The following is a 1,896-nucleotide window of genomic DNA, read 5'->3' as shown; positions in this document are numbered from 1 at the left end:
GCCCGCGGCTGGGTCGGCGACCCCGAGCGCGGCCGGCCGAGCCCGATCGACTCGCTCGGCAGCGTCCCGCTCTCGGTCGTGACGTCGCCCGGCGGCCCGGACACCGGCACGAAGCCGGAGGTGCCGTTCGAGGAGACGGTGGTCTACGAGCTGCACGTGCGCGGCTTCACCAAGCAGCACCCCGACATCCCCGAGCACCTGCGCGGCACCTACCTCGGCCTGGCCCACCCGGTCGCGATCGAGCACCTCACGAGGCTCGGCGTGACCGCCGTGGAGCTGCTGCCCGTGCACGCGTTCGTGGACGAGCCGTCACTGACGCGGCGCGGCCGGCACAACTACTGGGGCTACTCGCCGCTGGGCTACTTCGCCCCGCACGCGGCCTACGCGAGCGAGCCCGGCCGCGAGGTCGAGGAGTTCCGCACCATGGTCGCGGCGCTGCACGCGGCGGGCATCGAGGTCATCCTCGACGTCGTCTACAACCACACCTGCGAGGCCGGTCCCGAGGGGCCGACGCTGTCCTTCCGCGGCCTGGACGCCCCGGCCTACTACCTGCACGACCAGCGCGGGCACATGGCCGACATCACCGGGTGCGGCAACACCATCGAGGCCGCGTCGCCCACCGTCGTCCGGCTGGTCACCGACTCGCTGCGCTACTGGGCGACCGAGATGGGCGTCGACGGCTTCCGCTTCGACCTGGCCAGCACCCTCGGACGTCCGCACGGCGGGTTCTTCGACCGCGACTCCACGATGCTGACCGCCATCACCACCGACCCGGTGCTCTCGCGCTGCAAGCTCATCGCCGAGCCGTGGGACGCGACCGGGGAGGGCTACCGGGTCGGCGACTTCGGCGCCCAGTGGGCCGAGTGGAACGGGCGCTACCGCGACACCGTCCGCGACTTCTGGCGCGGCCAGGACACCGTGCGCGAGCTGGCGTCGCGGCTGTCGGGCTCGTCGGACCTGTACGACCACAACCTGCGCCGGCCGTGGCAGTCGGTCAACTTCGTCACCGCGCACGACGGGTTCACGTTGCGCGACCTGGTCTCGTACGACCGCAAGCACAACGAGGCCAACGGCGAGGACAACCGCGACGGCACCGACGACAACCGCTCCTGGAACCACGGCGTCGAGGGGGAGACCCGCGACCCGCAGGTCCGGGCGCTGCGGGCCCGGCAGGCGCGCAACCTGCTGGCCACGCTGCTGCTGTCCACCGGCACGCCGATGCTCGTGGCCGGCGACGAGCTCTGGCGCACCCAGCGCGGCAACAACAACGCCTACTGCCTGGACGACGAGACGTCCTGGCTGGACTGGACGCTCGGCGAGGACGCCGAGGCGATGCTCGAGTTCACCCGCCGCGTCGTGCGCCTGCGGGCGGAGAGCCCGGCGCTGCGTCAGCCGGAGTTCTTCGACGGCCGGCTCACGCCGACCGGCCGCCCGGACCTCATCTGGCTCGGTCCGGACGGTGCGGAGATGAGCGAGCCGGACTGGTTCGAGGAGCGCCGCTTCCTCGGCCTGTGGATCGACGGGTCGAACAGCCGGTCGCGCACCCGCGAGGGCGAGCTCGTGCCGGACCACTCGTGGCTGCTGCTGCTCAACGCCCAGCCGGACGACGTCACGGTGACGCTCCCGGACGCCGAGTTCGGCACGTCGTTCACGCCGGTGCTCGACACGCGCCACCTCGACGGCGTCCCCGAGCCGGCCGACGCCCTCGCGCCCGGTGCCACGCTGGACGTCGCCGGACGCTCGCTCGTGCTGCTGCGCATCCCGCGCGAGGAGGGCTGAGCCCGCGGGTCGTCCCGACGCGTGTCGGGACGACCGCGGACCGGCTCGGCGCTCAGCGCACCGGGTGGTTTGGCCCAGCCAGCGAGCCCCCCGTCGGGGTCGACCGCGGCGCGACCG

The 1,896-nt window shown here is 73.3% G+C and carries 1 protein-coding gene; it reads left to right on the top strand.

The genetic code is table 11. The features are described from left to right. A partial coding sequence (glgX, locus tag AC2W7G_RS15120; RefSeq protein WP_485869166.1) for a glycogen debranching protein GlgX occupies positions 1–1,779 on the top strand: 1,779 nt, incomplete at its 5' end. Positions 1,780–1,896 lie beyond the last annotated feature (117 nt).

Source organism: Aeromicrobium sp. PFPM2_SD2, from assembly GCF_057364525.1.
The sequence above is the reverse complement of the archived record's forward strand: the minus strand, read 5'-3'. Positions and strand labels throughout refer to the sequence as shown.